Below are 25,227 nucleotides of genomic sequence, written 5' to 3' on the forward strand. Positions count from 1 at the left end.
TTGGTAGACATAGACGTGATCTTCTCGAAGTACTCTTCCCGAACGCGATACACCACATCTCCAAGTGTCATGGATGATCGGTTTTTCATCCATTCCTAACGTTGATATTCCAGATAGTTTTGCATCAGAAATTGAATGACTCAAAATGGGTGAAACTGATAACTAAAAGCAACTGGTATTGGTCAAAGCTGAGCAGTTCCTTGAAATAATAGTTGCCCGTTCCAATATTCATAGTACCGCTGAATGGTAACGAGATCCAGCGACAAATCCGTGCAAAGGAGATAAACCTGTGGTTTGCTTAAGACGGTGTAATCGTATCTCCACGACAGCAATAGCTTGAGATTTTCGATTTGGTTATACGGACATGCGTAGTAATAGATCAAGTAAATTCCCTGCCCCCCACGGTAACAAAAGTGTAGATCGGTATTATCAATGTGCTGTGCAACGATATCACAGATTTGAATCCAAATGCCCGCAGGGCATATAAACGATTTGTTTTTACAGTTGCAATCACATAAAACCCTTACGGTTACAGGTACTAATGACTTTTCCCACTCATATACCAGCTATCCATGAGGACGTAGACGAGTTCATCCTTAGATTCTTCGTGCGAATGCTGAAAGCTGAGTGCCTCCATCTTCGGTCGATTTGTTTATCTTGCAGCATTTGTTATCCACGATAAGAAACAAAGGTGCGCTGAAATCTCCATATCTCACACGTTTTGCTCGGATCTTTTCCAATACAAATTGCATAAGTCTAAGTTGCATCCTGTTGATACATTAAGGTGAGTGGTTCAAGGAATTTGTCGCGCTGCTGAGATAGCGATCTTGTCTGGCGGCGTAATGAATCTACGTGATATTCTTTAGACTGGCACAGAATATGATACCATGGACGAGGGAGAACAGATGTCCGAGTTGAGATTTAGATAATCCCAACTTCAGCACCAAAATGAACTTGACGATAGACATGTAGAGTGATATCACAAGAGGGGGGACATCTTCTTTATATGGAAAGTGTAGAAGTAGTAATCATCAATTTTTCCGGCGAGGTACGATGTACTTTATATTTGAGACATTCGACGAAGGTTCTAACAAGTTTACATAAATTCGATTAAATCGACAGTTTAGTTTTTGCAACAGTCAAGTAAGCAAAAATGGCAAATGTGTTATTTCGCAGAAGCAAAATTATAAATAAAGGATAAGGGCAAAATGAAGAAAATAATTGAAAGAATTCAAACAATCAGAAATTCAAAAAAAATTATTCGAGATATGAGGGGAGAAATAAATAATGAAATAAGTTTAGAAGCAGAGTCGATTCCCTTTCTAAATAAACCTGGGATAATTTTCACCTTTGATGATGGTTTTAGAATTAGGCATTGGTATGATTATGGAATTGGTAAAAAATCGAATTATAACGATCTTTTTGGTTATTTTGATGTTAAAGCAACTTTTAATATTAATGCATATCACCTTTTCGAAAATCAAAGAGAATTAACTCAGAGTGAGATAGATATGTTATTGGAACTACAAGCGAATGGGCATGAAATTGCCCATCATGGTTATAAGCATAGAAATTCTGTTGAATATACTAGAACATATGGATTAAATAGTTGGATAGAAGATGATATTTCTTTATTAATAGAATGGATGGCTAAACAAAAGCACTCTATTAGTGGCGATCAATTTAAGTGCCCCGTTTCTTTCGCATTCCCAGGAAGTAAGTATAATGAAGAAACCTGTGAAGCAATAGTTACAAGATTCTTTAAAATAGCTAGGGGATATCTTAAGCAAGATAATCTAATTTCTATGCAACATACAGGTTTTTCACCATCAGTATGTATAGATGAAAATGTATTTCCCAATATAAAACTATTAAAGCCGGCATTATTTTACGCAAAAGAAACAGGTAGGAATCTTGTTTTAATGGGCCATTCTATACTGCCGAAAAATATAAATTGGGATAACTATGGCTGGGGGGAAGGTTCAAAAGAGGCAGGCAAATATCGGATCTCACCTGAGAATATTGAGTATATAATCAATGAGGCTAAGAAAATAGGGCTGGAGTTTTATACAATGGCGGAAGCGGCGGGTATAGCTACATTTATAGACCACAGGTTAGAGGGTGCAATTAGAGAACAATTGAATATCAAGGAAAAGTGGATCTATATTAAAGACTTATTAAAGATAAAAGAGTTAAATCTGGAAGGCAAAGGTATATCTAATTTAGCAGGTATTGAATATCTTACTAATTTAGAAAAGTTAAACATTATAAATAATAAAAATTTAAATAATATGAAATTACTAAATAAATTAAAAAGAATTAAGAAATTGGAAATGTAGATTAGATCTTCCTGAAATTAAATTTGTATTGTGTTAGTTTAAGGAGGGAGCTATATGGAGAGAAACTATTCCATAGATTTTGTTAAGTTTTTTGCAATTTTTTTTGTAGTAACTATCCATACAAAGCCTTTTAGTAATACTAATATTTTAGGAACTAATGATTTATATATCGATTTTACACTTAATACTTTTGCGAGGTTTGCAGTACCTTTTTTCTTTTTAATCGCAGGTTATTTGTTTGGTCAAAAAGTTAAACAGAGTGATAAAAAATTTAATTATTTTAAGAAATATATTCTTAAACTTATTAAACTGTATATTTATTGGCAGCTTTTTTATCTACTTTATGATTTATTATTAAAAAGTTTAGTAAGCATTGTTAAGGGGTTAAACATAAAATCAGAATTACTTAATTACATAAGTTCGTTAAATTATGTAAAATTGCTCTATTATGGTGAGGGAACAAGTGGTTCTCACTTGTGGTATTTAATTTCTCTGATCTGGTGCGTCTTAGTTTTATTTCTATTTTATAAAATGAATAAAATAAATCACCTATTGATTTTAAGCCTAATATTATATTTAATAGGACTTTTTGGACAATCTTACTCAGGGATTTTTAATTTATCTATTCAAACAAGAGATGCCATATTTTTTGGTTTATTTTATACAACATTTGGGTTTTTCTTTGCTTATAGAGCAGATTCCTTACTAGTACTAATAAAGTGGAAGCCTATAACGTATGGTTATTTATTCTTTGCTTTTTCATTTTTACAAATTATTGAAAGGGCACTCTTGGTAAAATTCTTTAAGGGCAATTTAGGCGATTATTTCTTGTCGACTATTTTATTAACAATAAGCTTATTTTTTCTTGTTTTAAGTAATTCCCAAATAGGGAAGAATTCTTCCATTGTAAAGATTGGCGAGAATTCTGTTGGTATATATGTAATTCATGTATTTTTTATAAATATAACCAATTTGTCTATTGGGTTGTTAAATATTGAATTTATGACTAAAACCATTGTTTGGCAACTGCTAGGGACTCCAATGGTTACTCTGGTTTCCTATATAGCATATAATCAAATACAGTTTATCAAACATTTTTTACTTCTTGATAAAAATCAAAGTAAAATCAGCAGAAACAGTTATTTCCATGGAAGACATAGATGATCATTTTGTTTGAAATGTTCGATGTCCATTGTATAAATTAAAAACTAATAGTGATTCCTGAAGTAAATTATACCACCAAACTCTCATTCACATTCTTGGGGTAATTCTTAACACACAACTAGACGGCTATCTTTATATGCTTCATGATTCTCTTTATCCTCTTGAATCTGTTGATAATGTTTTGATCTAATGCGCACCTGAGATAAACCCTTTGCCATCATTGCCTAGTGTTTGTTTTACAAATAGTAACGGAGTCCAAATTTTACAAATGCTTTACGCATAAGTTAGAATCGTATTTGGGGTGATTTATGCGCAAAGGTTCGGTTTATTGGATTTTAGTCTTGTTTTGGTGTGTTGTGATTTTTAGTGTGACTTCGTCGCCGGGTGCCACTAGTGAAAATACGGGTTTGGTAATAAAGGCAGAAACTAATGTAACTTCGAATGTGGTTAGTAAAATTAACTTTGGAATTCGCAAAACGGCACACGTGACTTTATTTGGTGTACTCGCAATTTTGTTACTATTGGCAATTGGGGAAAGGAATAATGCACCATTAAAAGCCTGGTTCCTTGCAACTATATATGGAGCAACAGATGAATTTCATCAAATATTTGAGCCTGGGAGGACTCCTGCTTTACAGGATGTTGGAATTGATTCGTTCGGAGCAGTCATTGCACTGATTGCATTTTGTTTATTAAGAAGGCTGCTTAGTAAGAGGGTGGCGTTAAAATTTCGAGATCAATAAAAAGGCAACATTTTAAGAGGCCACCTCGTTATAAGTAAGAAGGTTCATAGCTTCATATACAATCATAAGTGTGAGGGATTGAGACCGGTGATTGAATTAAAAAATATTTCCAAAGAGGTACTAGAAGCGGGAGTGAAAATTCCTATACTTCGCAATATTGATTTAACTATACTCAAGGGTGAATTTGTATCAGTTATGGGTCCTTCAGGATCGGGTAAGTCATCACTTATGAATATATTAGGTTCGTTAGATTTGCCAACATCGGGTGACTATCTATTTGAAGGAACAAATATACAACGATTGAGTGGCAAGCAGTTAGCAGATTTCCGAAATCAGAGGCTGGGGTTTGTATTTCAATCATTTATGCTGATCCCTCGACTAAGTGTGAAAGACAATGTGGAGGTTCCTCTCCTATATTCTACATATAATAAAAAAGAAAGAACACGTAGGATTAAAGAAGCTCTGGAGCAAGTAGGTATGATCCACAAAGCTAAGGAACCGATTATTAATCTATCGGGGGGGCAGAAGCAAAAGATTGCTATAGCCCGAGCTATTATTAATGATCCTGACCTACTATTGATTGACGAACCTAGCGGGAATTTGGATGCAGATTCTAAGGGTGAGATACTCGACATCTTCAAATCTTTAAATGCTAAGGGCAAAACTATCGTCTTAGTAACCCACGATCCTGAGGTAGCACAAGTAGGCAAACGGATTCTGATTTTAAAAAATGGTTCTTGGGCGCAACCCATGAAGGGAGTTGAAGTATATTGAGACCCCTTCGAGCTTTAATCATATCCATGCGAGGTTTATGGAGTTATCCTACTCGCACATGGCTTGCTGTTCTAGGCATTATGATTAGTACTTTGCTTATAGTATTTCTATTGTCAGTGCTTTACAATTTTAAGACTAGCTTAGTCGGCCAAGTGGAAAGTATGGGTGTCCAGCAAATTATTGCTGCTCCTGGAAGGATTCTGAATAGCGAGTCGTCTATTAGTCAGGCTAATTTGTCTAGTTTATTATCTTACGCTTCGGTTACAAGCACACTTACCTACAAGGATGCAATGGATGTAAAGGATAAACTTCCAGAAATTATTGCAGCTGCGCCACAAATCGAGACAGTAACTCATGTGGCTGAATCTAGTAAAACTATCGAATCGATGTATACGGGTACCACTCCAGATTACCTTGATATGTTCTCTCTTCAATTAGAGGAGGGGAGATTTTTTACAGAAGAGGAAACCAATAAAGAGGCTCCTGTGCTTATTCTTGGACAAGCTGTTAAACAACTCCTATTTGAAGGAAGAAGTGCTCTAGGCCAGAAGGTCAAAATCAAGGGAATAGAATTTGAGATCATTGGAGTGCTCAAGGAAAAACAACTGATAGGGTTTAACTTTGATGAACGAGTTTATACAGGATATCCAATGGTATCTAATTCAGCAAACCTCAAGAATGCATCGATGATATTTTTCAAGTTTCAATCGAACGAACCGTTAGATATTGTCAGGGACAAAATAGCTAAAGTCATGATACCCAACCACGGGGGCATCCGAGATTTTGGATTGTTAGCACCGGACGGAGCAATTAACATGATCAACACCATAGCTGACCTAGTCACAGCCATAGCAGTAGGAATCACAGGAGTTTCCTTCCTGGTCGGAGGCATAGGCATTATGAACGTAATGCTGCTAACCGTTAAGGAACGTACCCGTGAAATAGGCATTCGCAAAGCAGTAGGCGCCAGATGGTGGGATATCCTGCTGCAGTTCCTTATGGAAGCGACGTATATCAGTGTCTTAGGATGCGTCCTTGGTTTAGCTGGTTCCTATGGACTGCTGCGACTCCTTCACAGCTTCTTCCCTGTACTATCGGCTCAGTTTCCATTGGAAATGATTCTATGGTGCTTGTTGTTCTCAGTCGTACTAGGAGTTCTATTCGGGATTTCGCCTGCAATTAAAGCATTGAGAATTAAACCGATCGATGCTCTGAGATATGAGTAACAGCTTATGCTTCATAAGTAGTTTTTTCAGAACAAAAACGTTGGGAGGGGACATCTTGAGCAAACGTATATACGGTATAGCAGCGATAATTGCAGGCCTTTTGGTTATTACCGGATGCTATGATCAAACCAAACCTTCCGAACTATCTCAAGTACCAGTGAATGAGTCCAAAGCAAAAGTAGAACCAGTGGCACCAGCTACTGTTACAGATCCGCAAGCAGCGTTGAAGCAGCCAGATGCATCTCCTCCTGTTTCTACGGATAAATCAGCTGACAATGTTAAGCCTGCAGACGCGTCAAAGACTCCACCTCCAACGGAGGCCAGTAAACAGAAGGAAGCAGTAGCACAACTGCAGGATGAGCAAAAGAAGGCTGGAAAGACCGAAGATAGCAATACCGGGAATATGGCTGAAGTTCCGTCCGAAGGAAGTCAGCCTACTAAGCAAGAGGACAAGAAAGAAGATAACGCCGCGATAACTGTCGAAACTATTAAAGGCAAATATAATGGTCAGCTTTTGCAGCAAAAGGATTATTATGTGGGGAAATTGCAGTCACAATTGAATCAAGCTATAGAGGCGAAGAAAAGTGGACAATCCAATACGGATATATTTAATAGCTACTCTCAGAAAGCGGGAGCCTTACAAGAAGAATCACAGGCCAAGCTAAATCAGCTGCTGCTTCAAATGAAAAATGAGCTTCTTGAGCAAAATTTGCCTACGGATAGTGTGAATGAATTCAGAGCTACCTTTTATACAGAGGTTGATAGAGTAAGAAAGAGCTTCACAGATCAAGCCCAAGGCCAGTTCGCGAAATAAGAGATTCCTCAATGCAGACTCAGTGGATTGGAATCAAGTGGTTAGCATGGTAAAATAATCAAGAACCTATCTTTTTTAGGGGCTTACGCCGTTTTTTGATATACCACTGTTTTCCTTCAGGATCATATAATAGCTGGGTGCCAAACAGTTCTAATGGAGTCCAAATACGTTTAAGTGTGAGTAATGGCATAGTTCTAACTCCTTATTGATCATTTTTAAATAGGTTAATAGTACTAGTATAGCATGTATTTGTATTTTATGGGTCTATTTTGTTATTTTATGGTTTTTTTGTATATTAAAATTTCTTTAGGGGGAATCAATATGTTTCGTAAAATGAAATTGTGGTGCGCATCAACTATGCTGTTATTAGGAGCGGTAAGTCCGGTTTATGCAGAGCAAACTCCAACTCCGATAGAGGTGTATTATGCTCCTTTGCAATTCGTGATTGATAATGATGTGTTTGCACCGCATGCGGATCAAAAGGGTTTTATTTATGAAGGAAGTACTTATGTTCCATTAAGGTTCATCTCGTATTCTCTTAAAAAAGCGGTTCGTTGGGATGGAGATTCCTATACGGTGACTGTGGAGGAGCCGAGTGCAACAGATCTAGTTTCAATCAATGATTACAATGTAAATACCAAGATACATAGCGGAGTCTCTAAGCAGCCTGCGGATACATCTAGCCTAAACTCGACCCAAATAGAGGCTTACAAAGAGAAGGTCAATTACATATTTGACGGTAACAGCAAAGAGATTGGTGCTGATCTGCCTGGATTCATTTACGAGGGTTCGTTGTATGTGCCGCTGCGTTTTTTCTCTGAATCGGTAGGGAAAAAGATAGAATGGGATGCGAAAACATATACAGTGTCAGCGAAAACGCAGGAAGCTCCTAAGACAGAAGTGGAACCGGCCAAACCCGATACGACGGTTACTACACCTGTAGTAACTGGTGGCGGCGGCGGAGGCGGAGGTCGAGGCGGTAGTTCATCAGGCGGTTCGTCCAACCCAGCTGCAGAAGCTCAGATTGAGGGCAAGCTGCTAGCTTTGGAAAATAGCTGCCGAGCGGAACTACAGGCAATCGTGGACAAGTATGATAGTAAAGCTATAGATGGGAAGACAGCAATAGAGGAAGTTAAGAGTATGTCTGCTGGATGCAGGAGCCGATTCGATGCAATTATCAGCGAGGGAGTAAGCTTGAATATAAGTGATTCTGTTTTAAAAGGCTATAAGAGCCAATTTGAACAAATGCAAACGGATGCTTATATGTTGCTGTTAAATAAATACGGTAAATAAATGCAATGAAGGGGCCCTTTCTCGGGGCTCTTTACTTTGTTAAGCGTAAGAAAAGCAACCTCTAAAAGATGAATGTAATTTCAATGAAATAACTTCAATTAAAAAGTTTTCTTATCAAGGGTTATTTTGTATATACTATAAGAAATTGGACAAAAAGAAGCATTGAATATGGCTAAAACTCGATTGAATTATTATGCTTTTAAATGTATAATAATACATAGTTTGCATGTGGAGGGAACGGATATGTCTACGAAATTTAGAGCAGCTATTATAGGATCAACGGGGTATGGTGGGGTCGAACTGATTCGGCTGCTGCTGTCGCACCCTAATGTCGAGATTACTTCGGTGATTTCCTCGTCAAGTGCTGGAACGCCTATAGCGGATGGATACCCGCATTTGAATCAAATTATGCTCGATAAGCTGGATGGCATCGATATTGATGAGATTAAGCAGAAATCGGATGTTGTGTTTATAGCGGCACCTCATGGGGTGGCTATTGAACTGGCACCGAAGCTGTTGGATGCTGGGTTGAAGGTTATCGATATATCAGGGGATTTTCGATTGAAATCCGGTGAGGTTTACGAGCAATGGTATAAGCATAAAGCGGCAGATCCTACGTACGTGGAGAAAGCTGTGTATGGGTTGTCGGAGGTTTTTGCTGATGAAGTGAAGGGGACTGAATTTGTTTCAAACCCTGGCTGCTTTCCGACTGCAACATTGCTAGGATTAGTACCATTGGTGAGCAAGGGATGGGCGGACTTATCTTCTATTATTATTGATTCGAAATCGGGAGTATCCGGTGCGGGCAGAGGTTTAAGTCTAACTTCACACTACTCGGAGATTAACGAGAACTTTTTGGCTTATAAAGTAAATAAACACCAGCATACACCTGAAATTGAGCAAGTGCTGAGCCGTGTAGCTGGGGAGGAAGTTGTAGTCACTTTTACGACACATCTGGTGCCTATGACTCGGGGGATTTTATCAACGATGTATGTTAATCTGAAAGGGAAGCATACAGAGGATGAAATTATAGAGATGTTCCAGCAATATTATGAAGGACGCCGCTTTGTGCGGATTCGTTCTAAGGGCAAATGGCCGGCTACGAAAGAGGTATGGGGCTCCAACTATTGCGACATCGGCATTTCATTGGATGAACGTACAGGACGGTTGACTGTAATTTCAGTAATCGACAATGTAGTAAAAGGTGCTGCTGGTCAAGCGGTTCAAAACTTGAACTTGATGATGGGCTGGGACGAAGGAGCCGGATTGGCTTTCACCCCGGTATATCCTTAAGAAATATAGATGCAACAGTGTGGGTTTTAAAAGGAAGCTTTCCAATGCGAAATAGACCTTTTAAACAACTTCTAATGGGTGAGGAGAAGATGAAGGTGAAGGATCAATTTACGGTTGTGCCAGAAGGTACAATCACCACGCCAAAAGGCTTTCGTGCAGGGGGACTACACTGCGGATTGAAGAAGACGAATCGATTCGATCTCGGAGTAATCGTATGTGAGGTTCCAGCGCAGGCAGCGGGTGTGTACACGCTGAATGCATTTCAGGCGGCACCGCTGCGCGTGACGCAGGAGAGCGTCGCTGTAGACGGCAAGCTGCAGGCGATGCTGGTCAACAGCGGTAACGCCAACGCGTGCACCGGCCAGCAAGGCGAAGACGACGCGCGCGGCATGCGCTCCGCGGCAGCGAAAGCTTTCGGCGTAGCCGAGCACCTCGTCGGCGTGACGTCGACGGGCGTGATCGGCGAGCTGCTGCCGATGCCGAAGGTGTTGAGTGGCATTGAGAAGCTGCCGACGCAGGTGAAAGCAGATGGCGGGGAAGACTTCTGCCAAGCGATTTTGACGACCGACCTCGTGCAGAAGATGACATGTGTGCGTCTGACCGTTGGAGGGAAGACCGTACATATTGCCGGGGCGGCAAAGGGCTCAGGCATGATTCATCCGAACATGGCGACGATGCTTGGTTTTATGACGACGGACGCGAACATTGAGAGCGCACAGCTGCAAAAGCTGTTGAACGGCGTAACGGACTCAACGTTTAATATGATTACAGTCGATGGCGACACAAGCACCAACGATATGGTTGTAGTGATGGCCAGCGGCTTGGCTGACAATGATATCCTAACTCCGGAGCATCCGGATTGGGAGGCATTCGAAGCGGGCTTCAAATACGTCGGCGAATACTTGGCGAAAGCCATTGCTCGTGATGGTGAAGGGGCAACGAAGCTGATCGAGGTGAGCGTGCTGGGTGCGGCTTCACAAGAAGCGGCTCGCGCTATCGCGAAGACAGTCATCGGCTCAAGCTTGGTGAAGACAGCTTGCTTCGGTGCTGATGCGAACTGGGGCCGTATTATTGCGGCAGTTGGCCGTTCGGGTCAGCCGGTTAACACGGAGACTGTCGATATTCGCTTAGGCGATAACGTAGTTCTCGAGCAATCGCGACCTGTGAAGTTCGACGAGGAACGCGCAGCTGACTATTTGAAGGGTGAGCTGGTTCAGATTGTTGTTAATCTTAACATGGGTAGTGAGTCGGCTACCGCTTGGGGCTGCGACTTAACGTATGATTACGTACGTATCAATGCCGCTTACCGGACTTAAGATTGGTGTTTATGGTAGTTGGTAAGCTTCTATAGAGGTGCATATTTAGCAGGAAAACCTCCAGTTAATCTTCTTACTAATGATGTTAAGGCTGAATTAGCTACAGAAATTCCAGTTAAACCGATTATTTCAAAGCAAGAGCACCTAATGTAGAGCGTGTCCCGTAGGGACGAAAGCAGCTGTTAGCTGTTAAAGTATCTAAGCAGCTCAAACAAATCTCCCTCCCCAATCTAGCGGGTGTCCAGAGGGCGGAGCCCTTGGAGCCCTCCCGGCGGGGAGGGTTTGGGTGGGGGAAAAACAAGCAGCAATAAACAAATCTCCCTCCCCAACATGGCGGGTGTCCAGAGGGCGGAGCCCTTGGGGCCCTCCCGGCGGGGAGGGTTTGGGTGGGGGAACCTATGAGTGCAATGTGTTTCGTCATGAAGTGCGGCGGCAGTACGCTGGCTGCGCTTCCGGATTCTTTTTTCAGTGATATGAAACGGCTGCAGGATGAAGCTATTATCCCAGTTATTGTGCATGGAGGCGGCCCGGCGATATCCGAGGCGTTGGCTAAGTTCGGGATTGAGACAGAATTTGTTAATGGTCTGCGTAAAACGAATGAAGCGGTGCTCGATGTGGTTGAAATGGTGCTTTCGGGCCAGATTAACAAAGAGATCGTGCGTAAAATCCAGCTGTCGGGTGCGAAGGCTATAGGTCTATCCGGTGTGGATGGGAGTCTGATTCAGGTCGAGCCTGTGCCGAATGCCCATGAGGTTGGTCTTGTTGGCGATGTGACTGAAGTGAATGCGGAGCTGATTCAGGGCATTATCAAGATGGGTTATATGCCGGTCATTGCACCGGTTGGTTTGGGAGCCGACGGTGGGCAGCGTTATAACATTAATGCGGATACGGCAGCCGGAGCGGTTGCATCGCAATTGGGCGTGGAGCGGATGATCGTAGTAACGGACGTTCCAGGCATCATGAAAACTGTTAATGGCGAGAAAAAGGTCTTATCCTCCGTAACGGTTCAGGAAATTGATGAAATGATCGAAAGCGGCGAAATCTACGGCGGAATGATACCGAAGGTTCGTGCAGCTGTACAATGTATTCAAGGCAAGGTGCGCGAAGTGATTATCGTGAACGGGGCCGAGCCGGAGGTGCTGAGTCGAGTTATCAAAGGCGCAGCGATTGGCACACGCATTGTGAAATAATTAATAAGGAGTGATTCAAGCATGGGAGAGGGAGCTAGCTCACTGTTTCCGAATTATGGTCGTTATGCATTGTCGTTTGTTAAAGGGGAAGGCAGTCGATTGTGGGACGAGAATGGCAAAGAATACTTAGACCTCATGTGCGGACTAGCCGTTACCAATCTGGGCCATGCTCCTAAGCAGGTGACAGAACGCTTGAAAGAGCAGGTCGATACGCTCTGGCATACGAGCAATCTTTTTCATATCCCGAATCAGGAAAAGCTCGCCAAGCTTCTGACAGATAACAGCTGTGGGGATGCGGTATTTTTCTGCAATAGCGGAGCTGAAGCGAATGAAGCGGCTATCAAGCTGGCGCGTCGTTATTTTCAGAAAATTGTTGGCAAGCCTGATCAATACGAAATCATCACTTTCCACCAATCCTTTCACGGACGTACTTTGGCAACATTGACAGCAACTGGGCAGGATAAGGTGAAGGAAGGCTTTGCGCCTCTGCCGGAAGGTTTTGTATATGCGCCATATAACGATGCAGAAGCTTTGGAGAAAATGATTGGCCCCAAAACATGTGCGATCATGATCGAAATGGTGCAGGGTGAGGGTGGAGTTATTCCAGCGGAGCCTGCTTTTATACAGAAGGTGGCGGAGCTTTGCGAGCAACGCGGTTTGCTGCTGATTGTCGATGAAATTCAGACAGGCGTAGGTCGTACCGGAAAAATGTTCGCATACGAGAATTTTGGTATTGAGCCGGACATTTTTACATTGGCAAAAGGTCTTGGCAGCGGGATGCCAATCGGCGCGATGCTGGGTAAAGAAAAGCTGCGTCAAGCGTTTTCGGCAGGAAGTCATGGTTCTACCTTTGGCGGTAACTATTTGTCTACAGCGGCTGGAATTGCTACTATGGAGACAATGCTTGAAGAGAAGCTGCCGCAGCGCGCTGAAGAGCTGGGTGGATATATCGTAAGCTCATTAAAAAATAAATTAGCGGGTAACCCGTTGGTTAAGGAAATACGCGGCTTGGGGATGTTGATCGGTATTGAGTGCACCCAGCCTGTAGCGGATCTGATTACTGTGATTCAAGAGCAGGCCGTACTCGTTGTATCAGCGGGCCCGAATGTTATTCGTTTGGCTCCTAGCTTAGTAATTTCTAAGGAAGATATAGATCGTGGCTTAGATGTGATCTGCGCGGTGTTGAGCAAGCAAGCAGCAGCTGCAGTGTAAGAAATTGAGGCATGAAAGCAGCAAGAAAGATATTCACGTAAGGCGAAAGGAGCGAGACTAGTGGCAGAAACAGAAACAAAGCAGCAATTGGCTGTTGAGCTTAAAGGCAGAGACTTCCTCGGGATGTCTGATTTTTCGACAGAGGAGCTCCAGTATTTGATCGATTTGGCCATTGAGCTGAAAAGCAAGCAGAAAGCAGGCGAGACGTACCACCCACTTAAGGGGAAGACGCTCGGTATGATTTTTGAGAAATCATCAACGCGTACGCGCGTTTCGTTCGAAGTGGGAATGTACCAGCTTGGCGGTCAGGCTTTATTTTTAAGCAAAAACGATCTGCAGCTGGGTCGAGGCGAGACGGTCTATGATACAGCACAAACCATGTCCCGTTATTTGGACGGCATCATGATCCGCACACATGCGCATCGCAAGGTCATTGACCTGGCTAGAGGGGCGACGATTCCTGTTATTAATGGTCTGACGGAGCGCTCCCACCCATGCCAAGCATTAGCGGACTACCAGACGATTCTGGAGCACAAAGGACGTTTGCGTGGTTTGAAGGTAGCTTACATCGGGGATGGCAACAACATGGTGCATTCTTTGATGATGGGCGCTGCGAAGCTTGGAATTGATTTTGCTGTGGCATCGCCGCAAGGCTATGAGCCGGATAAGCGGATTATCCAATCGACGCAGGACGTTGCGAATCAGAATGGGGCTAAGCTCTATGTAGGCTATGACCCTAAGGAAGCTATTGAAGGTGCAGATGTTGTCTATACCGACGTATGGGCCAGCATGGGCTTTGAAGAAGAGCAGAAGGATCGCGAGCTTGCATTCCAGAACTTCCAGGTGAACGAAGAGCTGGTGAAGCTGGCTAAGAAAGACTACCTGTTCATGCATTGTCTGCCTGCGCATCGTGGTGAAGAAGTGAGTGAGGGCGTCATTGACGGTCCAAATTCCATTATTTTCGATCAAGCAGAGAACCGTTTGCATGCTCAAAAGGCTATCATGGCAGCTATTATGTAAATTATCCCCGATTATTTTAGACTAAAAGGAGACCAGTAAAATGGCAAAGCAAAAAATCGTACTCGCCTATTCAGGCGGTTTGGATACATCGGTTATTTTAAAATGGTTAAAAGAAACCTATGATGCAGAAATCATCGCCTTCACGGCCGATATCGGACAAAGGGATGAGCTGGATGGCTTGGAAGAAAAAGCTCTAGCTACCGGCGCTTCGAAAATTTACATTGATGATCTTCAAGAGGAGTTTGCAAAAGATTTCATCTACCCGATGTTTCAAGCAGGCGCTCTCTATGAAGGACAATATTTGCTCGGCACTAGTATTGCACGTCCGCTTATTGCTAAGCGTATGGTTGAGATTGCTCGCTTGGAAGGCGCTACGGCAATTGCTCACGGCGCTACAGGCAAAGGGAATGACCAAGTTCGCTTCGAGCTGACAGCCGCGGCATTGGCTCCTGAGCTGGAGGTTATTGCTCCTTGGCGTTTGGATGAGTTCCGCGAGACGTTCCCGGGACGTGCGGAAATGATCGCTTACGCGGAAAAGCATAACATTCCGGTAACAGCATCTGCTTCCAAGCCGTATTCGACAGACCGCAACCTGCTGCATATCAGCTTTGAGAGCGGTATGCTAGAGGATCCGTGGTTTGATCCAAGCGCAACGGATAACAAGGACATGTTCGTATTGAGCGTTGATCCAGAGGATGCTCCCGACCAAGCGGAATATGTGGAGCTTAATTTTGAGCAAGGCAACTGCGTGGGCTTGAACGGTGATCGCATGGAGCCACTGCAAGTAATGGACCGCTTGAACGAGCTGGGCGGTAAGCACGGTGTAGGCCGTGTAGATATGGTTGAGAACCGTTTTGTTGGCATGAAGAGCCGCGGTGTGTATGAGACTCCAGGTGGAACGATTTTGTTCACAGCTCACCGCAAAATGGAATCGTTGACTATGGACCGTGAGGTTATGAGTCTTCGTGATTCGTTGATCTCCCGTTATGCAACCTTGGTATACAATGGCTTCTGGTTCGCGCCAGAGCGTTTGGCTGTTCAAGCCCTGGTAACTGAAAGCCAGAAAAATGTTAGCGGTACGGTGCGTTTGAAGCTGTACAAAGGTAATGTAATCGGCGCAGGCGTACAAAGCCCTGTAAGCTTGTACAATCCGAACATTGCGACAATGGAAGCAGACCCGACACAAGCTTACAACCAAGGCGATGCTACAGGGTTCATCCGTTTGAACGCGCTGCGGCTTAAGGTATCCTCCGGGGTACAGCAAAACGCGAAATAAGCAATGAATGCGACGCTGCCGACATGCAGTGGTTTAGCGATGCAGGCTTTCCTACTCCAAGTAGGGAGGCCTTGCATTGTGTATACGAATATACGCAGGTACGCTGGTACGTAAGTACAGAAAGTTTTCCTGATGGAAGACGCTTAGAAAGGGGCAATAAGAGTGTCAAAGCTTTGGGGTGGACGGTTTACGAAGAAAACGGATCAGCTGGTGGAGGAGTATACAGCCTCTATTTTATTCGATAAGGAGCTGGCTGAGGAAGATATTCAAGGCAGCTTGGCTCATGTAACCATGCTGGGCAAATGCGGTATTTTGCCGCTGGATGATGTGGAGAAGATTAAGGACGGATTGCACAAGGTTCAAAACGTCATTCGCCGCGGTGAAATGGAGTTCTCCGTCAGTGATGAAGATATTCATATGAATATCGAGAAAGCTTTGATCGATGAGGTTGGGCCAGTAGGCGGCAAGCTGCATACAGGACGCAGCCGCAACGATCAAGTAGCAACGGATATGCATTTGTACCTGCGCAAGCGTGTGGTTGAATTCGTAGGCTTGCTGAACAAGCTGCAGGATGCGTTGATCGAGCAGGCGAAAGGCAACCTGGACACGATTGTGCCGGGCTACACCCATTTGCAGCGTGCACAGCCCATCTTGTTCGCCCATCATCTGATGGCGTACGTGTCCATGTTCCAGCGCGATATCGAGCGCTTGCAGGATAGCTACAAGCGCATCAACGTGCTGCCGCTTGGAGCAGGGGCGCTTGCGGGAACGACGTTCCCGATTGACCGCCACTACGTAGCGCAGCAGCTTGGCTTCGAAGGCGTGTACGAGAACTCGCTTGATGCGGTAAGCGACCGCGACTTCATCATCGAGTTTCTGTCGAATGCCTCGATGATTATGATGCACCTTTCCCGCTTGTCGGAGGAAATGGTGCTGTGGTCAAGCACGGAGTTCCGCTTCGTGGAACTCGATGACGCCTTCTGCACCGGCAGCAGCATCATGCCGCAGAAGAAAAATCCGGACGTGCCCGAGCTTGTCCGTGGTAAAACCGGCCGTGTTTACGGTAACCTATTCGGCCTCCTAACGGTGCTGAAATCTTTGCCGCTTGCGTACAACAAAGATATGCAGGAAGACAAAGAAGGCATGTTCGACACCGTTCGTACCTTGCAGGGTGCACTCCAATTGTTTGCGCCGATGGTTAGCACGATGAAGGTGAACAAGGACCGGATGCGTCAAGCGGTGAATCAAGACTTCTCCAACGCGACAGACATCGCCGATTACTTGGTGAATAAGGGACTTCCGTTCCGTCAGGCGCATGAGGTCATTGGAAAAACAGTGCTGTATTGTATCCAGAACCAGAAGTTCTTGCTGGACTTGAAGCTCGAGGAGTACCACCAGTTCTCCAAGCTGTTTGAACAAGACATTTATGATGTGCTTCAACCAGAGCAAGTAGTAAATGCACGTAACGTGTATGGTGGTACGGCGACGAACCAAGTGAGTGAAGCGATCGCTCGCGCTGAAGCCGTTAAGGATCAGACGAATGAGTGGTTTGAGCAATTTTTTAACAAAAGCAGATAAGGTACAGGTACCCTAACGGGATCCTTCCAAATAATAACCCAAGCAGGGAAGCATCCTTGGCTTGGGTTATTTGTTGTTGGTTAGGCGTTCATAGCATGTGGGAAATGTGGATATTTTGTGGATATATCACTGTGGATTGTGGACAACTCTGTGGATAAGTCGACCTCGAAATCATTGTTACCCACAGATTGATTATTGTTTGGTTTATTTCCATCTTTACTGTTGCGGACAGAATGGTTACACACCTACCTGAAAATAGGTCCCTTAATCCCGTCTTCAAGTAAGGGGGCTTGCGGTTGCTGCTGGGAAGGACTTGGAGCCTCTTGCCCTTCAGGGACTCCGGAGTGATTCCTTGCAATCACTGTAGGCTGAGCTGAGTAGGTATCGCGTGAGATGCGCTCTTGGCTTACGGTCACGCCGTCCTTCATCTTATAACGGAACGTTTCCACTATATAACCGGGCTTGCCTTCGCTAATTTTCTCTTGCTTCCCGTTAGGCAGTGTTGGGTTCACCACGTATTTGATCGGGGAGGGCAAGGTTTGAACTGTTTTTGACTCAATGGTATAGGTCAGATCGGATGGGATTTGCCCAAATAACTTAACGGTGATCTTTTGTTCATCTGTCGAAGTGCGGATTAGCAAGTAGTTGGGAGTGCTGTTGCGGAACTTGAAATTAATATATCCACTGGCAAAGGTAGCATCTTGACCTAATGGTACGTAGCTGACCGGCAGCGAATGATTACGACGTTCAACAATATCAAGACCTGCGCGCAGCACAGCGTTATAGAGGGTGGTAGAAACTTGGCAGATACCGCCTCCTATACCTGGTACAAGCTTGCCGTTCAAAATAACCGGGGCCTCCTTAAATCCAAACTTTTGTTCCGTTTCTGCAATATAGGTTGCATAGTCGAAAACATCACCAGGCTTTAGGATCAGATCGTGGATGGAAGATGCGGTGGAACGGATGTTATGAATGCGTCCTTCTGCATTTTGCAGAAAAGCGGTAGTAAATTCACTGATTTTGCGCTCCACCTTCTGAGATTGCAGTGTACGGACGGTAATCTTAGGCTCCTCCTTAATAAAGGGCAAGGCGATTACTGGGGGTGCCTCTCCCTTCCCCGTCACCGCCTCTATAGGAAGGATAACTCCCTCTAACTGCTTCAATAGCTCTTGCTCATTGATTCGCATAACCGGAATTTCAGGAACGTAGCTGACAGTATCATTGGGGCCTATGATTCTTTGAGCGTCCAGGGGCTGTGCCTCATAAAGGGCAGGAAAACCCCTTTTCAGCGTCTGCTGCAGTAAGGATGCATTCATGTTGAAGGGGAGCGTCCACTTTTGATCGCGCAGCTTCCATCGATATACGGCCCGTTGAAAAGGAGAGCCTGATCGCAGCGGTTCGAGACGAGCTATCAAAGGCTGAAGCGGGATATCCAATCCCAGCTGCTCCATCGTCCAATCGGCAGGCTGCAAAGTGACATTAGGCTGCGCACTGATCAGACGAACGGTCTGCTTCAGCATCAGCTCTCTTTTATGCAAAAGTTGACGCTCAAACTCAGGAAGAGGAGTGCCGCCTACATTCCAATTATTTATGGTTAGCCCATTGGGAAGCTCGTCGCGCAATCCATACCAGGCCATTGAAGCGCAGGCGGACGCAGCAAAGAGCAGCAAGCCAAGTAGGAGAAAACGAAGGGGATTACGATAACGCACCATGGGATACGTCTCCTTTTTCTTCGAACTGAGTCATTGACAAGCCATGCCGTACGAATTATGTATATGCAGTGCCTAAAGGAAGTTTCCTATATAAAAATAATTGAAGGGGTTGTTCCAAAAAAGCCTTCTAAAATTCGCACAAAATGTGAAAAAATGTTGAAATATTTTCGAAACGAAGGATTTTACCTATTTATGTCGAAAGGTTATAAGCTAGTTCAAAAAATCAGGATGTGATATTGTGATCGAAATGAACGATGTATGGAAAACGTATCCCGATGGAAGCAATGCGCTGAGAGGGATCAACGTAAAAGTGGACCGCAATGAATTCTTGTATGTCGTAGGGCCGTCAGGCGCAGGAAAATCGACATTCATGAAATTGATTTATAGAGAAGAACGGCCAACTAAGGGGAGTATTTTCGTCAATGGATTTAATCTGGAGAAATTGAAGCAGCGGAAAATTCCGTATGTACGCCGCAATATCGGCGTTATTTTTCAAGATTATCGTCTTTTACCGAAAATGTCTGTGTTTGAAAATGTCGCTTTTGCCATGGAAGCTATTGAGGCACCCAAGAAAATTATTAAGAAGCGCGTGCTTGAAGTGTTAGAGCTGGTAAAGCTGAGGGAGAAGGCGGGCTCTCTGCCAACCCAGCTATCCGGAGGGGAGCAGCAGCGCGTAGCTATTGCACGTGCGATTGTTAACAATCCGGCCGTGATCATTGCGGATGAACCGACAGGAAATCTAGACCCCGACACATCATGGGGAATTATGAAGCTGATGGAGGAGATTAACTTCCGCGGCACAACCATCATTATGGCAACGCATAACAAAGAAATTGTCAATACGATGCGCAAGCGGGTGCTTGCCATTGAGCAGGGCCAAATAGCCCGTGATGAAGTAAGGGGTGAATACGGCTATGAGGATTAGCACAGGGTTCCGCCACTTACGCGAAGGCGGGAAGAATGTGGTCCGTAATGGCTGGATGTCATTCGCATCAATGAGCTCGATAGCCATCTCGTTATTTGTATTAGGTGTTTTTTTGCTGCTGACCTTGAATGTAAACTATCTTGCTCAGCAAATTGAGCAGCAGGTTGAAATTCGTGTCTACCTGGAAGTGAACACTCCGAAGGAGCAGGTGCAGCTTTTACAGAATCAGATTGTGACCTTATCCATGGTAGACAAAGTGAAATTTGTATCAAAGGAAGAAGGGCTAATCTATTTAAGAGAGAAGCTTGGTGATAGCGGAAAACAGCTGCTTGAAGGGTTTGATGGAGAGAACAATCCTTTGAACGATTCATTCACAATAGAAGTTACGGAACCGCGTGAGGTTGCAAGCGTTGCTGAGAAGATTAGTGCTATGAATAACAGTTTCCCAACCAAGCCTATTTATCGCGTCAGCTATGGACAAGGAACGGTAGAAACCATGTTCAAGGTAACCGAAATCGTACGTTATACGGGTCTCATTCTAGTAGTGGGGCTGGCTTTGACGGCGATGTTCCTTATTTCCAATACGATCAAGCTTACAATTGTCGCAAGACGCCGCGAAATTTCGATAATGAAGCTGGTTGGAGCTACGAATTCTTTTATCCGTTGGCCGTTTTTTATTGAAGGAGCGCTGCTAGGGATTATCGGTTCGGTAATACCCGTGGTTATTCTGTTGTACGGCTACTGGCAGTTAATGGAGTCTACCCAGCTGGATTTGAACTTGCTTATGATCAAGCTGCTGCCATTTGAACAGGTTAACTACACGATATCAGGGCTGCTGCTCGGAATTGGAATTATGATTGGAATATGGGGAAGCACATTGTCGGTTCGCAAGTTTTTACGGGTGTAATAAACGGATCGGGGAGGAAATGAAAAGTTGAAAAAGTCTCTTCTGTCTCTAATCGTAACATCAGGATTGGTAGGAACACTTATTGTACCGCAGTTTGCATTCGCTCTGACTGCAACGCAGAAGATCGAGCAGCAGATAACCCAGCTGAAAAAAATGCAAACAACCGCTCAGCAAAAAGCTAACGAAGCGCAATCCGAAATAAGCAAGGTTCACCAGGAAAAGCAGCAGGCAACCTCAGATATTACTTCATTGCTCAGTCAAATTGAGGCAACGAACCTGAAGCTCAATGAGCTGAATACCCAACTTAAAACGGTAAAGGATACGCTGCAAGAAACAGGCCAACAGCTGGAGGAAGCTGAAACGCGCGTTGAAACAAGAGATAAGTTGCTGAAATCAAGGGTTCGTCTCATGTATATGAACGGAGTTGTTTCTTATGCAGACGTCCTGCTCAGCTCAACGAATTTTGGCGATTTCTTGGATCGTTTGAATGCTTTAAGGGCTATTGTAGATCAAGATAAGAAGATATTGGAGTCCAATCAGAAGGACCGTATCATGATAGCGGACAAGCAGGAGCAGGTTCAGAAGCAACTGGATCAGGTTAAGGATCTTTATAGTCAGACAACGGTTGTTAAGGCCGACTTGGTGACGAAAGAGAAAGAAAGAGAAGTTAAAATAGCTAGCCTCTCCAAAAAGGAGAAGGAACTAGAGGACATAAGCGAGGATCAGGAGAAAGTATTGCTTGAGTATGCGCGCAAAGCATCCGCCTTGGCTGCTGAGAAACGCAAGGCTAGTGAGGAAGCAGCTAGAGCGGCGGCTGCGGCAAAAGCCAAGAAGGAAGGCGGAACGGCTCCAGCCGCGAGCTCGACCCCTGCGTTCACAGGCGGCAGGATGGGTTACCCATTGGCGAAGGTTTCGCCTATGACCTCCGATTTCGGGACGCGCTCTGATCCATTCACCGGCAAGAAAGCGACTCATAAAGGGATTGACCTCGGTGCGCCCAACGGAACCTCCATATTAGCTGCAGCTGATGGCGAAGTGATCGTTGCTTCCTGGTGGGGCGGATACGGGAATTGTGTTATTATTGATCATGGCAACGGTGTATGGAGCTTGTACGGCCATATCCGCAACGGTGGAACCGATGTGGAAAAAGGCGATACGGTAAAAAGAGGACAAAAAATAGCAGAGGTCGGATCAACTGGTGAATCGACCGGTAACCACTTGCATTTTGAAGTTCGGATTAACGAAAATCCGGTAGATCCTAAACCGTATTTGAAGTAACTTTGAAATAATGGCTGTTAATAATTTCAAATAGCTTGTCATATACTAAACGGACGGCCAGTCGATAAGGTAAGTAGCAAAGGCGGTGTATACAAAGCAATGACATTTAAAGGACGTACGGTTTTGGCATTTATTTTGTTGGCTATGTTCGCCAGCAGCATTATGACGCTAACGATTGTGCATCCATCGATTTTTGCTTCAGTAGGTGGAGAGAGCAGCACGGCGACCGTGAAGTCCGGCTTGAGTACCAAGGATTTGAATAAAATCGCCACCACGTACCAGCTGATTGACAGCAAGTTTTTATCGCAAATCGACCGTGATAAGGTAGTTAACGGAGCGATTAACGGTATGCTGTCGGCGTTGGATGACCCTTTTACAGTCTATATGGACCAGAAAGAAGCGAAGCAGTTTGACGAGAGCATCACTTCTTCGTTTCAGGGAATTGGGGCTGAGGTTTCCTCGGAAGACGGCAAGGTAACTATCATGGCGCCTATCAAAGGCTCTCCGGCTGAGAAAGCGGGATTGCACACGCATGATGTGATCCTTTCGGTAAATGGCGAGAAGCTCGATGGATTGACGCTGAACCAAGCGATCATGAAAATTCGCGGACCGAAGGGTACGCAGGCGAAGCTTGAAATTGTACGGCCTGGCTCACCCGAGCCTATTCAGATGATCGTTGTACGAGACGATATTGATGTTGAGACCGTCTATGCGGAAATGATGCAGGGTAATATCGGTAAAATCGAGATTCGCCAGTTCTCCAGCAACACGTCCAAACGATTCAAAGACGAGCTAAAAGGTCTTGAAGCCAAAGGGATGAAGGGGTTAATCATCGATGTTCGGAACGATCCGGGCGGTCTGCTGTCCGCTGTTGTAGAAATCGTCGAACCTTTTGTGCCTAAAGGCAAGCCCATTGTGAAGATTGAGAACCGCAAAGGTGAACAGGAAGATACGCCATCTCAGGGTACGGGTAAGAATTACCCTGTCACCGTTTTGATTAACAAAGGTAGCGCCAGCGCTTCAGAGATACTGGCTGGAGCCTTGCATGACTCTAGCGGCAGCAAGCTGATCGGTGAAACGACCTTCGGTAAGGGTACGGTTCAAGTAACCTTCGAGAAGGAAATGGCCGATGGCAGCAATATTAAGATGACCGTGTACAAGTGGCTGACGCCAAATGGTACCTGGATTCATAAAAAAGGCATTTCACCGGATATCGCGGTCGAACAACCTGCTTTTTTCAAGGTAGCGCCTTTGAGTAAGAAAACGACTCTGAAGCCGGATACCAATAGTGAGGACGTTAAAAATTTACAAACCATGCTGACGGGGCTAGGACTAACTCCTGATCGTACAGACGGTTATTTCAGTGATAAAACGGCATTAGCTGTCAAGGCGTTTCAACGGATGCAAAGCCTGCCGATTACAGGCGAGGTTGACGTAGAGACAGCCAACCGGATTGAAAAAGCGATTCTGAATGAAATCAAAGATCCCAAAAATGATCTGCAGCTAAAAGCGGCGACGCAGCACCTGCAATCTGTAATGCCTAAGTAGAGCCCAACCAGGGAGAACAATGGATTTTATAATCCAATAGTTGGATGGGAATGTTTGTAAAGAGCAGGAAATTGAATAAGCAGCGTCGAAAGAGTAAGAAGGTTGGATTCATCCAGCCTTCTTTTTCTAATATTAGAATTTATAAGTTTTCAGCGGAGCTGAACAATTCTGATATTGTTATCGCTAAGACACGAATGTATCTTCACCGAAAATGCTTCGAATTGGAGCTTTTCTTAATGTACCTAAAGAAGGAGCAGTCCAATGATCGTGTTCATGGAAGTGGCACAAAGAGGGCTTCAGGCCCTGCTTCAATTGTTCATGCATCCGTTTTATTATGTAGGCATTTTATTTGTCATCTTGCAATATCGCAGGCAAATATTATTCGAACGCAAATTATTTCATACGAAGCTGCATTCCTTATTAACCGAAACGTGGCGAGCGTTATTATGGGGTTGGATCGGTGGGTTAACTGCTTCTGCAGCCATGGCTGCTGTTGGAGCTACCATTCAAGCTGATGCGGTACTCTTACTATGGGTCTTATCGCTGCTGCTGCTTTTCATTCGTGTGAGATTTTTATGCTGGGCTTATGCTATTGGGATTATTGGTGTCCTGCAAGTGGTATGCGGCGCGTTTGCCTCAAGGCTGGAGCCGACATCGGGGATAATGGCATGGTTTATGAACACGCTGCTCAGTTTGAATATGCCGTCCTTACTTGCGCTTATTGCAATCCTTCATCTTATTGAAGCGTTGCTAGTGAGGCAGCAGGGGGCTAAAACAGCTACGCCGATGTTTTATGCAAGCAAGCGGGGGAAAATAGTCGGCGGCTATAATATGCAAGGGTTCTGGCCGGTTGTGTTATTCTTGCTAGTCCCGCTGCAGGGAGGAAGTGGCATTCCGTTGCCATGGACACCTCTAGTGGGTGGAGGGCTGTGGAACGGTGGCTGGACTATTATAAGCTTCCCTGTCATGATCGGCTTCGCTGAGATGACTATGTCTCGGTTGCCGCAGGAGAAGGCGCGCCTTTCCGCGAAGCTGTTGGCTTTATACGCCTGCTCCGTACTGCTGTTGGCCTTCTTGGCCTATGTGTGGCCGGTATTGACCGTGGTTGCTTCCTTAGGCTGCATACTGCTTCATGAGGGTCTACGGGTTTACAGCAGGTGGGATGAGTCGAAGCGAATCCCCTATTATGTTCACGACCAGCGTGGGCTGAGGATTCTGGGCATCTTGCCTGGCAGCGCAGCGGCTGAAATGGGACTGACTGCAGGGGAAGTCATACACAAGGTGAATGGGATTGCGGTAATGACGAAGCAGGAGCTGTTTCAAGCGATGCAGCAGAACCCGGCATTTTGCAAGCTTGAGGTGCTTAATTTAGCGGGGGAAAGCAAGTTTCTGAAGCGTGCATTGTTTTCCGACGAGCATCATCAATTAGGCATTATATTAGCGCCTGACCAAGATGCCATGTATTATGCGGAAGAGAAGCAATCGCACATATTTTCATACTTTGGTAGAAAGCTCGTAGGGGTTTTTAGCAACCGATCTGGCAGCAGACCTATGTAGGCAGGGGTACAGCTTTAATAACACTTAAGTTATTTTACCGCTCAAACGCATGAGCTTGCACA

The 25,227-nt window shown here is 44.6% G+C and carries 21 protein-coding genes; 19 read left to right on the plus strand and 2 right to left on the minus strand.

The window, feature by feature from the left end; genetic code table 11:
* Positions 1-182 precede the first annotated feature (182 nt).
* Entirely contained in the window at positions 183-383 is a 201-nt protein-coding gene (locus GC093_RS18255; RefSeq protein WP_171653319.1) for a hypothetical protein, read from the minus strand.
* 825 nt (positions 384-1,208) lie between these two features.
* Between GC093_RS18255 and GC093_RS18260 the strand changes: the two genes are divergently transcribed.
* The 14 genes from GC093_RS18260 (at position 1,209) to argH (ending at position 17,238) form a co-directional block, all read left to right on the plus strand.
* Positions 1,209-2,339, plus strand: a complete 1,131-nt coding sequence (locus tag GC093_RS18260) for a polysaccharide deacetylase family protein (RefSeq protein ID WP_171653320.1) — start codon at positions 1,209-1,211, stop codon at positions 2,337-2,339.
* A 54-nt stretch (positions 2,340-2,393) separates the two neighbouring features.
* The gene (locus tag GC093_RS18265) at positions 2,394-3,503 is read left to right on the plus strand and encodes an acyltransferase family protein (protein WP_171653321.1); all 1,110 of its coding nucleotides are present in this window, start codon (positions 2,394-2,396) and stop codon (positions 3,501-3,503) included.
* A 308-nt stretch (positions 3,504-3,811) separates the two neighbouring features.
* Positions 3,812-4,246: a VanZ family protein gene (locus GC093_RS18270; protein WP_171653322.1), complete on the plus strand. Its 435-nt coding sequence runs from the start codon at positions 3,812-3,814 to the stop codon at positions 4,244-4,246.
* Positions 4,247-4,333: 87 nt separating this feature from the next.
* The gene (locus GC093_RS18275) at positions 4,334-5,020 is read left to right on the plus strand and encodes an ABC transporter ATP-binding protein (protein ID WP_171653323.1); all 687 of its coding nucleotides are present in this window, start codon (positions 4,334-4,336) and stop codon (positions 5,018-5,020) included.
* Complete coding sequence (locus GC093_RS18280) at positions 5,017-6,246, plus strand: ABC transporter permease (RefSeq protein WP_171653324.1); 1,230 nt, start codon at positions 5,017-5,019, stop codon at positions 6,244-6,246. Before GC093_RS18275 ends, GC093_RS18280 begins: the two co-directional genes overlap by 4 nt.
* Before the next feature lie 55 nt (positions 6,247-6,301).
* A complete protein-coding gene (locus tag GC093_RS18285; protein WP_171653325.1) occupies positions 6,302-7,060 on the plus strand; it encodes a hypothetical protein in 759 nt (252 codons plus the stop codon).
* A 321-nt stretch (positions 7,061-7,381) separates the two neighbouring features.
* Entirely contained in the window at positions 7,382-8,353 is a 972-nt protein-coding gene (locus GC093_RS18290; protein WP_171653326.1) for a copper amine oxidase N-terminal domain-containing protein, read from the plus strand.
* A 243-nt stretch (positions 8,354-8,596) separates the two neighbouring features.
* A complete protein-coding gene (argC, locus tag GC093_RS18295; protein WP_171653327.1) occupies positions 8,597-9,646 on the plus strand; it encodes an N-acetyl-gamma-glutamyl-phosphate reductase in 1,050 nt (349 codons plus the stop codon).
* An 89-nt stretch (positions 9,647-9,735) separates the two neighbouring features.
* On the plus strand, positions 9,736-10,962 hold the full coding sequence (gene argJ / locus GC093_RS18300) for a bifunctional glutamate N-acetyltransferase/amino-acid acetyltransferase ArgJ (protein WP_171653389.1): 1,227 nt from the start codon (positions 9,736-9,738) through the stop codon (positions 10,960-10,962).
* Between the two features lie 398 nt (positions 10,963-11,360).
* Positions 11,361-12,152 carry an acetylglutamate kinase gene (gene argB / locus GC093_RS18305; RefSeq protein ID WP_171653328.1) on the plus strand — a complete coding sequence of 264 codons (792 nt, stop codon included), beginning with the start codon at positions 11,361-11,363 and terminating at the stop codon, positions 12,150-12,152.
* Positions 12,153-12,173: 21 nt separating this feature from the next.
* Entirely contained in the window at positions 12,174-13,364 is a 1,191-nt protein-coding gene (gene argD, locus GC093_RS18310) for an acetylornithine transaminase (RefSeq protein ID WP_171653329.1), read from the plus strand.
* Between the two features lie 60 nt (positions 13,365-13,424).
* Positions 13,425-14,384: an ornithine carbamoyltransferase gene (gene argF, locus GC093_RS18315; RefSeq protein ID WP_171653330.1), complete on the plus strand. Its 960-nt coding sequence runs from the start codon at positions 13,425-13,427 to the stop codon at positions 14,382-14,384.
* Between the two features lie 40 nt (positions 14,385-14,424).
* A complete protein-coding gene (locus GC093_RS18320) occupies positions 14,425-15,660 on the plus strand; it encodes an argininosuccinate synthase (RefSeq protein WP_171653331.1) in 1,236 nt (411 codons plus the stop codon).
* A gap of 162 nt (positions 15,661-15,822) precedes the next feature.
* Positions 15,823-17,238 (plus strand): argininosuccinate lyase, encoded by a 1,416-nt coding sequence (gene argH, locus GC093_RS18325; protein ID WP_171653332.1) that lies wholly within the window; start codon positions 15,823-15,825, stop codon positions 17,236-17,238.
* 245 nt (positions 17,239-17,483) lie between these two features.
* On the opposite strand, the gene GC093_RS18330 is transcribed toward argH, so the two are convergent.
* Positions 17,484-18,950, minus strand: a complete 1,467-nt coding sequence (locus GC093_RS18330; RefSeq protein ID WP_171653333.1) for a VanW family protein — start codon at positions 18,948-18,950, stop codon at positions 17,484-17,486.
* Between the two features lie 238 nt (positions 18,951-19,188).
* Between GC093_RS18330 and ftsE the strand changes: the two genes are divergently transcribed.
* The 5 genes from ftsE to GC093_RS18355 all read left to right on the plus strand — a co-directional run bounded on the left by ftsE (position 19,189) and on the right by GC093_RS18355 (position 25,165).
* Positions 19,189-19,875, plus strand: coding sequence for a cell division ATP-binding protein FtsE (ftsE, locus tag GC093_RS18335; protein ID WP_171653334.1), 687 nt, complete (start codon positions 19,189-19,191; stop codon positions 19,873-19,875).
* The gene (ftsX, locus tag GC093_RS18340; protein WP_171653335.1) at positions 19,865-20,782 is read left to right on the plus strand and encodes a permease-like cell division protein FtsX; all 918 of its coding nucleotides are present in this window, start codon (positions 19,865-19,867) and stop codon (positions 20,780-20,782) included. Before ftsE ends, ftsX begins: the two co-directional genes overlap by 11 nt.
* 27 nt (positions 20,783-20,809) lie before the next feature.
* Positions 20,810-22,060 carry a murein hydrolase activator EnvC family protein gene (locus GC093_RS18345; protein WP_171653336.1) on the plus strand — a complete coding sequence of 417 codons (1,251 nt, stop codon included), beginning with the start codon at positions 20,810-20,812 and terminating at the stop codon, positions 22,058-22,060.
* A gap of 99 nt (positions 22,061-22,159) precedes the next feature.
* A complete protein-coding gene (locus GC093_RS18350; protein ID WP_171653337.1) occupies positions 22,160-23,608 on the plus strand; it encodes a S41 family peptidase in 1,449 nt (482 codons plus the stop codon).
* A gap of 261 nt (positions 23,609-23,869) precedes the next feature.
* Complete coding sequence (locus GC093_RS18355) at positions 23,870-25,165, plus strand: PDZ domain-containing protein (protein ID WP_171653338.1); 1,296 nt, start codon at positions 23,870-23,872, stop codon at positions 25,163-25,165.
* Positions 25,166-25,227: the final 62 nt, after the last annotated feature.

Origin of the sequence: Paenibacillus foliorum (genome assembly GCF_013141765.1) — a bacterium.
Classification (GTDB): Bacteria; Bacillota; Bacilli; order Paenibacillales; family NBRC-103111; genus Paenibacillus_S; species Paenibacillus_S foliorum.